Source organism: Streptomyces sp. NPDC127117 (assembly GCF_042677325.1).
In the GTDB taxonomy this organism is placed as follows: Bacteria; Actinomycetota; Actinomycetes; order Streptomycetales; family Streptomycetaceae; genus Streptomyces.
This window is the reverse complement of the sequence record NZ_JBHXTM010000085.1, coordinates 20,354-27,381: the sequence shown is the minus strand read 5'-3', so window position 1 is coordinate 27,381 and position 7,028 is coordinate 20,354. Positions and strand designations below refer to the sequence as shown.

General features: G+C 70.4%; 5 protein-coding genes. 4 read left to right on the top strand and 1 reads right to left on the bottom strand.

What is annotated here, in order from left to right:
- The 3 genes from ACFVH0_RS38200 to ACFVH0_RS38190 form a co-directional block, all read left to right on the top strand.
- Positions 1 to 468, top strand: a 468-nt coding sequence (locus ACFVH0_RS38200) for an LAETG motif-containing sortase-dependent surface protein (protein WP_385827960.1), incomplete at its 5' end; no start/stop codon positions are given.
- A 248-nt stretch (positions 469 to 716) separates the two neighbouring features.
- Positions 717 to 2,897, top strand: coding sequence for a PAS domain-containing protein (locus tag ACFVH0_RS38195; RefSeq protein ID WP_385827958.1), 2,181 nt, complete (start codon positions 717 to 719; stop codon positions 2,895 to 2,897).
- Positions 2,898 to 3,362: 465 nt separating this feature from the next.
- The gene (locus tag ACFVH0_RS38190; RefSeq protein WP_385827956.1) at positions 3,363 to 4,712 is read left to right on the top strand and encodes a ferric reductase-like transmembrane domain-containing protein; all 1,350 of its coding nucleotides are present in this window, start codon (positions 3,363 to 3,365) and stop codon (positions 4,710 to 4,712) included.
- A 100-nt stretch (positions 4,713 to 4,812) separates the two neighbouring features.
- Here ACFVH0_RS38190 and ACFVH0_RS38185 read toward each other — a convergent pair whose 3' ends face one another.
- Entirely contained in the window at positions 4,813 to 5,772 is a 960-nt protein-coding gene (locus ACFVH0_RS38185; RefSeq protein ID WP_385827954.1) for a GlxA family transcriptional regulator, read from the bottom strand.
- A 107-nt stretch (positions 5,773 to 5,879) separates the two neighbouring features.
- Here ACFVH0_RS38185 and ACFVH0_RS38180 point away from each other — a divergent pair, with 107 nt between their 5' ends.
- Positions 5,880 to 6,839 (top strand): NADP-dependent oxidoreductase, encoded by a 960-nt coding sequence (locus ACFVH0_RS38180; protein ID WP_385827964.1) that lies wholly within the window; start codon positions 5,880 to 5,882, stop codon positions 6,837 to 6,839.
- The last annotated feature ends 189 nt before the right edge of the window (positions 6,840 to 7,028 follow it).

Below are 7,028 nucleotides of genomic sequence, written 5' to 3'. Positions count from 1 at the left end.
GGCGACTACGTCTTCCGGGGCAGCGTCCCCGCCAGGTCCGGACGCCATCTGATCTACTCGATCTGGCAGCGCTCCGATTCCCCCGAGGCTTTCTATACCTGCTCCGACGTGGTTTTCGGCAAGGACAGCGGGGGAAGTAAGGCCGGTGGCTCTACTGCCCCAGCGCCGACGGCGTCCGCGCCCACCGAGAGGAAGATCGCGGACGGCGCGGCGAAGTCGTCCGTGCAGCACCAGGGTCACGGTGCCCAGACCGGCACGGGTGCCTCCGCTGCCCCGAAGGCCGCGGATGCGGCCGCGGAACCCGAGGTCAACGGCGTTGCCGGGCAGTCCCCGCAGACCGAACTGGCCGAGACCGGTGGCAACAGCAACACCCCCTGCATCGCCATCGCGGGAGCAGCCGTGCTGGCGATCGGCGCGACGGCGGTCTTCGCCCTCAGCCGTCGTCGCTCGGCGGCAGGCGGCCGCTGACCTCCCCTCGCCCCGCGCCGCGGCAGCCCCCTGCCGCGGCACATCAAGTGGCAATGCGGCGAGTCGAATCGGCCCGATGCCGCGTGCCCGTGCAGGGAGCTGTTGGCGCAACCCACACCGCGCCGACGCACCTGCACGGGCGAACCGTACCCAATACCCCTCACCCGCCCGTGCTCCGGCAGGCAGGAAGCCGCCGGTCCTGGAGTACCGGCAGGCAAGATGCGGTGGTTCAGGAAGGAAGCGTCGTCGTGAACAACAGACCATCCCGAGGTGCCGACCGCCTTGCGGCCATATTTGACGCCCTCCCCGACGGCCTCGTGCTCGTGAACAGCAACGGCACGATCGTCAATGCCAACACCATGGCCCTCGGCATGTTCGAGATGCCCGGCACCGTGCTGGTCGGTCGTGGGCTGTTCGACCTGCTGCCGGACTTCGACCCACGACTTCTCCCGGGCTCCATGCCACTGCCCGGGGACGCCGGTGGGCAGGGCCGTACCGCACCCGCACGCATGATCGCCCGGCGCGCCGACGGCAACGAGTTCGCCGCCGAGGTCACCGGCGTCCACCTGGACGACCGGCGCGAGACGCCCGAGCCGTACCACGGCCACAGCGATGACCGGCTTCTCCTGCTGGTGGTTCGGGACCTTGTCGGAACCCTCGATGCGGAGGCCGAACTCGGGCGTTCGCAACGGCAGTTGGAGATGATCCTGCGGGCCGCATCGGAAGGGGTCGTCGGCACGGACTCCGAGGGCCGCGTCGTGCTGGTCAACCCGGCCGCGGCACAGATCCTCGGCTACCGCGCCAGCCAGCTCGGCGGACAGCGGCTCCATCCGCTGATCCTGCACTCCCGGGCGAACGGCGAGCCCTTCCCGTACGAGGAGTCACCGCTCTCCGACACCCTCGGATCCGGCCGCAAGCACCGCGTCCGCGAACAGGTCCTGTGGGCGCAGGACGGCGAACGGATTCCCGTCGACATCACCACCGCGCCGGTACGCGACGGGAGTCAACTCGTCGGCGCGGTCATGACGTTCACCGATCAGCGCCCGTACGAGCAGCTCGCGCAGAAGCACGAGGCCCAGCTCGCCGACCTCATCGAGCGGCACAGCACCGAACTGGGCCGGCACGAAGAGCGTTACGCTGCCCTGTCCGCCCGGCACACACAGCTCACGGCAGTCCTGGACGGGGCCCTGCACGGGTCTCTTGAGCGACTGCGCACCGAACTCGGCACCCTCGCGGCCGATGATGCCTTTCACCTGTGGCCGGAGGCCAACCAGCTCCTGCAACATCTGACCGACGGATACGCCCGGATGGCCGCACTCGTGAACAACGTGCTGGGGTATCAACGGCTCGACGCGGGCACGGACGGACTGCGCAGGAAAGCGGTGCTGCTCGACCGGGTCGTGGACGACGGCATCGAAGGCGCCGTCGAGCTGATCGGCCCGGGCCGGCTCCGGTTCTCCGTGGACACACCGCCGATCGAGGCGGAGATCGACCCCGAGCGCCTCGCGACCGCGCTCGCCCACCTCGTCGCGGACGTGGCGGGCATCGACGATGTCGTGGGTGCCGTGGGTGCCGACCCGACGATCGTCGTCGCGGCCGCGCAGCGGGGCGACACCGTACGGATCGAGGTCCGTGGGCCGCGCATCGGCGGCGACCCCGTGCATCAGCCCATCGTGCGGGGGATCGTCGCCGCGCACGGCGGCGTGGTACGGACCCGCGAGGTGCGGGAGACTGGCGGGACCGCGTACGTCCTCGAAGTGCCCGTCGTGGCAGGCAGGAGAACCACCGGCTCGCCGCCTGCCCCGGATGCCCGGCACGCCCTGCCGGTTCCGAGGCATTCCGCAGAGGTCCCGGACGCCGGCGTCCCGGACACCGACGGCAGCGGCCGTCGACGTGCCCGACGCACTGCCATGGACGTGGTTCCGCGCAGCTCGACGGCCCCTTCAGGTAGCGGCTTCGGACCGACCGGCCGCCGCCGGGGGCGCCCCGCCGAAGGCATCGTGGTGACCGCGTCCGAAGGCGCGAAGAAACACGCCGCGCCCGGAGACGCCGTGCACACGCACGGGTTGCGAGGAGAAGCCCCGGCTCCCATGCACGCCGGTCCACTGACCGTTGAAGCGGACGACGACGGGTTTCCCGCACTGCGGTCCGCCGGGGACGGGGCGCACGCGCTGGTGGCCGTGCAGGAGTGGCCCGCCACCGCCGAGGCCGTGCCCTGGACCCGGCTCGGGATGGCACTGGCTGAGATCGAGGGCGTCCCCGAGCCGATTCCGGCGCCCTCGGTGTGGCCCGAACCCCTGCCCCTTGCCCCCGCACAGCCCCTGCCCGGCGGGGCAACCCTGTACTCCGCGACAGAGGCAACGGACACATCGGCCATGGAGATCTCGCAGGGCCCCGCATTCACTGCCCGAACTCCGGCGGGCTCGTGACCCCCACCGTCTCACCGAATGAATGGTGACCGCAGGCAGCCGCGTAACCGAAATCGATTCCCTGGCACGATGAATTTCCGGAAGATGTCGCAAGGTCAGTGAATCTGCCGCGCAGTAACCGTGCGGGCCGGTCGCCGCAGCACAACTCTTATTCGATGCGAAAGCCGGACTCAAGAAAACCTTAAGGATCTTCAAGCAAGCCACTTCCCGCATTTTCTTGAGATTCCTGCCGCTAGGTTCAGCTCTGTGGAAACCCGGGACCATTCTGAAGTGAATATGAACTCCTCCGTATTTCGGCCGGCGGGTGCTCCGGTGGGCCGACGTCGCGCCTCGCGCACCGGACCGCCGGCCCCCGGTCCGGCCCCCGGCCCGCGGCACGCCGCGGGCCGGTCGGCGTCCGCCGCGTCCACGCGGACGAAGCACCGCGAGCAGCCCGCGCGGTCGCCCCGCGAGCATCTGACGCGAGTGGCGAAGCAGGCATTCCCCGCCGGGGCCCGACTGCCGGTGCCCTTTCGGATCTCTCCGAAGTCCCTGCGGGGAGGGCTGATCGCGGGTGTCCTCTGGGTCCTGGCACTGTGGGCCGTGGGCATGCGGCCGACGCTCCGGCTCGACGAGTTGTTCGCGACGTTCGCCCATCTCACCGGTCTGCTCGCCGGCTACGGCGCTCTCGGCATGTTCTTCCTGATGGCGCGGGTGCCCGCCCTTGAGCACGGCGTCGGCGCCGACCGGCTCGCGCGGTGGCACTCATGGAGCGGGCGCTGGGTGCTGCTGTTGTGTCTGGGGCATGCGCTGCTCGCGCTGTGCGGATCCGCCGCGCGCCACGGGAACGACCTGCTGACCTCTGCGTTGCAGATGATCAGCCGTACGCAACTGGCGCTCGCCACACTCGGACTGGTGCTGTTGTGCGTTGCCGGGGTCGTATCGGCGCGGTCGATACGCGGCCGGATCCCGCACGAGACGTGGCGCGCGGTGCACCTGCTCACGTACCTCGGAGCGGCGCTCGGGGTCGCGCATCAGATGACCGGGCCGGACCTCGCCGACAACGCCTGTGCCTTCTGGCTGTGGGCGTTGCTGCACGCCACGATCGTCGTGCTGCTGGTCCGGTACCGGATCGTCGTCCCCGTACGCCAGGCGCTCAGGCACAACCTGCGAGTTGTGGAGGTCAAGGCCGAGGGGCCCGATGTGTTCTCGGTAGTGATGGAGGGGGACGGGCTCGATGAACTCCAGGCGGAGGCCGGGCAGTTCTTCCGCTGGCGGTTCCTGCAGCGCCGGGTCTGGCATTCGGCGTTGCCGTTCTCGCTCTCCGCGCCCGTGCGGGACGACAAGCTCAGGATCACCGTCAAGGCGGTCGGGAACCACACCCGGCGGATCCGAAGGCTCAAGCCGGGTACGCGTGTGCTGGCCACGGGCCCCTTCGGTGCCATGACGGCCCACAGACGCAAGCGGCGGAAGGTGCTGCTGCTCGCCGGCGGCGTGGGAATCACACCGATGCGGGCACTTTTCGAGACTCTTCCGGGCGGACCCGGCGACATCACCCTGCTCTACCGGGCCGGCAGCGAGGAGCAGTTGGTACTGCGGGAGGAGCTGGAGGCCATAGCCGCGGTCCGTCAGGCGGGACTGCACTATCTGCTCGGCCCGTCCGACGCCTCGTTCAATCCGCTCGCCCCGCAGACGCTGCGCAGCCTGGTCCCCGACCTCGCCAGGCGCGACGTCTATCTGTGCGGGCCGAACGGCATGACCGTCGCGGCAGCGGCGGCACTCGTCCAGGCCGGGGTTCCGCAGAAGCGAATCCACACCGAGAGCTTTGCCCTGTGACGATGACTCCGGATCCGCATCTGGCTGCGATTTTGGCTCCGAGGCAAAGGTTCCGGGGCCGGGGTGTGACCGTCGGGCCCTGGCCTGTTGGCTGTGGCCGTCAGGCTCTGCTCCCGGCCGCGGCCGCTCCGCGGAACGTCCTGCGGTAGGTGAGAGGGGAGACACCGATCGCCGCGTGCAGATGCTGGCGCAGAGATGTGTCGCTGCCGAAGCCGGTCTGCGTGGCGACCTCGTCCACGGGCAGGTCGGTGGATTCCAGGAGGTGCCGGGCCCGGGCGACGCGCTGCTGGGTGAGCCAGCGGCCCGGGCTGACCCCCGCCTCGTTCTGGAAGCGCCGCGCGAAGGTACGGCGGCTCATCCGGGCGTGGGCGGCGAGGTCGGTCAGGGCCAGCGGCTCGTGCAGCCGCTCCAGCGCCCACTGGCGGGTGGCTGAGGTGCTCTGCCCCGACGGTTCCGGTACCGGCTGGTCGATGAACTGCGCCTGCCCGCCCTCCCGCCACGGCGGCACCACGCAGTGCCTGGCCACCTGGTTGGCGACCGCGCTGCCGTGGTCCGTGCGCACGATATGCAGGCACACGTCGACGCCCGCGGCGGCGCCCGCCGCGGTCAGCACATCGCCGTCGTCCACGAACAGGACCTTCGGATCAAGCTCGACGCGCGGGAACCACTCGCGGAGGCAGCCGCTCAGGTCCCAGTGCGTGGTGGCGCGGCGCCCGTCGAGCAGTCCGGCGGCCGCCAGCACGAACGCACCGGTGCAGATGGACACCATGCGGGTGCCGGGCCGCACCGCGGCGAGTGCTCCCGTCACGGTCGGCGGGAGCTCGCGTACGACGCAGGAGGGGTCGATCGGCGGGATCACCACGGTGTCCGCCGTGCCCAGCACCTCGGGGCCGTGCTCCACCATGATCGAGAAGTCCGCGTTGCTGCGTACCGGGCGACCGTCGACGCTGCAGGTCAGCACCTCGTACCGGCCGCCCGCCGCGCCGAAGATCCGGCTGGGGATGCCCAGGTCGAAGGGGTAGACCCCGTCCAGAGCCAGTACGACGATTCGATGTGCCATGGCACGATTCTATTGAAGAATGGCATTCATGCCATGGCGGGCCCACCTGTCCGGCTCCGATGCTGGAAACCATGAACGACAGCAGCACGAACACCGACGCGCCGACCATGCGCGCCATCCGACAGTACGAATTCGGCGGACCGGAGGTCCTGAAGGAAGCAACGGTGCCCATGCCGGTGCCGGACGTAGGAGAGATCCGCATCACCGTACGTGCGGCGGGCGTCAACCCCACGGACTGCCGGCACCGCGCAGGCGGCCTCTTCCTCAAGGACCTCCCCCTGACCCTGGGGTGGGACGTCTCCGGAGTCGTCGAGTCGGTCGGCCTCGGCGTCACCATCTTCCGGCCGGGCGACGAGGTCTTCGGCATGCTGCCCTACCCGTACGGCGTCGGAGCGCACGCCGAGTACGTGGTCGGCCCCGCACGCTCCTTCGCGAGGAAGCCGGCCAACCTCGACCACCTCCAGGCGGCCGCTCTGCCGTTGGCCGCCCTCACCGCGTACCAGGCGATCGTCGACACGGCCGGGCTGCGCCCCGGTCGGCGCGCCCTCATCCACGCGGCATCCGGGGGCGTCGGCCACCTCGCGGTCCAGATCGCCAAGGCGTGTGGCGCCCACGTCATCGGCACGGTGCTCGGGGACGACCGCCAGGAGTTCGTACGAGCCCTCGGCGCGGACGAGGTGATCGACAACGCCACCACCGACTTCGCCGAGACGGCCGGCGAGGTCGACTTCGTCCTCGACACGCTCTCCGGTGACATCCGCTCGCGATCGCTGTCGATACTGCGCCCCGACGGCACGATGGTCACGACCGTGCCGGACGCCGCCGCCGACGACGCGGAGCGAGCGGCAGGGCAGGGCGGTCGCGTCCGGACCATCGGAGTCCAGGCGGACCACGCCGGGATCAAGGCCATCGCCGACCTGGCAGCCTCCGGCGCGCTGAGGCCGCAGATCCATGCGACGTTCCCGCTGGCCAAGGCCGCCGACGCGCACGCGATGCTCGAAAGCGGGCGGACCACGGGAAAGATCGTCCTGGTGGTCGAGGACCAGGAGGACCGGAACACCGATTGAGTGAGGCGGGGCGGGGTGACGGGCTCCCCGCCCTCCAGCCCCCGCCCCGTACCTCGGCACGTCACGGCCCGCCAGATCCCTTTCGAGGCGGCTGCGCATCGATTCGAACTCGGCAACGCTCCGGAGTCGCGCATCTACACTGTGCTGACTTCTCGCGAAGGCGCGGGGACTTGATCACCACGGGGGCCC